Annotated in this window: 2 pseudogenes; one reads left to right on the top strand and one right to left on the bottom strand. The window is 62.3% G+C overall.

The features are described 5' to 3' along the window. A pseudogene (locus B7R21_RS20830) lies at positions 1-120 on the top strand (IS30 family transposase); the annotation flags it as partial. A gap of 7 nt (positions 121-127) precedes the next feature. Here B7R21_RS20830 and B7R21_RS20350 read toward each other — a convergent pair. Beyond that, positions 128-693, bottom strand: a pseudogene (locus B7R21_RS20350) (IS3 family transposase); the annotation flags it as partial.

The raw sequence follows: 693 nt of genomic DNA, 5'->3' as shown, positions 1-693 counted from the left end.
GCCGTCGCCGACACCATCAATAACCGGCCCCGAGAAATCCTGGGCTGGCGAACCCCCGCAGAAGCCTTCGCCGAACAGCTACGCTCAACACAACAAGCCGCTGTTGCATCGACTGCTTGAATACGGCTTGGCTGCCTCGGTCGGAATGTACGATCGTGCCGGCTGGGGCGCGGAGCGCGATCGCGTTACGCAGCGCCGCGGCTGCGAGCTCGGACTTCATTCGGGAATCGATGGAGTACCCGACGATCTTGTTGGAACAGCAATCCTTGACCGCGCACAAATACAGTTTGCCCTCACCGGTCCAGTGCTCCGTGATGTCGGTCAGCCAGACCTGGTTCGGTTCTGTCGCGGCCGTAATGAAGTCGTGCGTTACTCGGCCTTTGTCATCGGTCACGCCGAGCAGGTCGTCGTGGACAGCGGGGCCGGGCTTGTTGCCTTTCCCGCGTCGTCGGTGGTGCGAAGCCTGCAGCCCCGCGACCTTGGCGAGGCGCCAGACCCGGTTTTCGCTCGCAGCTATCCCGGCATCAGCGAGCTCATCCGCAATGAACCGGTATCCCAACGTTGGGTCGTTTTCGTGGATCTGCCGCATCGCCTCGATGACATGCGCGTCGTCCCAGTCCCGTTGGGAGACCGGATCCCGCAACCATTTGTAATACCCCTGAGCCGAAAGCTTCAGGACCCTGCACGCCACCG

Origin of the sequence: Subtercola boreus (assembly GCF_003399625.1) — a bacterium.
GTDB classification, from domain to species: Bacteria; Actinomycetota; Actinomycetes; order Actinomycetales; family Microbacteriaceae; genus Subtercola; species Subtercola boreus_C.
Note: the sequence above shows the minus strand (reverse complement) of the source record. Positions and strands in the feature narration are given on the sequence as shown.